The sequence below is a fragment of the Paraburkholderia sp. SIMBA_054 genome (assembly GCF_046534875.1).
Classification (GTDB): Bacteria; Pseudomonadota; Gammaproteobacteria; order Burkholderiales; family Burkholderiaceae; genus Paraburkholderia; species Paraburkholderia hospita.
Genome location: NZ_JAWRXV010000892.1, coordinates 1 through 267, shown reverse-complemented (window position 1 = coordinate 267; position 267 = coordinate 1). Strand labels below are relative to the sequence as shown.

1 protein-coding gene is annotated in these 267 nt (G+C 58.4%); it reads right to left on the bottom strand.

What is annotated here, in order from left to right:
* Nucleotides 1-267, bottom strand: a 267-nt coding sequence (locus SB822_RS57700) for an AMP-binding enzyme (RefSeq protein ID WP_410859184.1), incomplete at both ends; no start/stop codon positions are given.

Here is a 267-nt window from a genome sequence, read left to right as displayed (position 1 = left end):
ACGCAATTCGAAGCGCTTGAGCTTGCCTGTTTCAGTGCGCGGCAGTGAATCGACGAACACGATAACGCGCGGATACTTATACGGCGCCACCGTATCCTTCACGAATTCCTGCAACTGTGCGACGAGTTTGTCGTCGGCTGTATAGCCGGGATTGACGACGATGAACGCCTTCACGATCTGCCCGCGCGTGTCGTCCGGCACGCCGATCACGCCGCATTCGGCCACGGCTTCATGTTGCAGCAACACGCTTTCCACTTCCGGACCGGA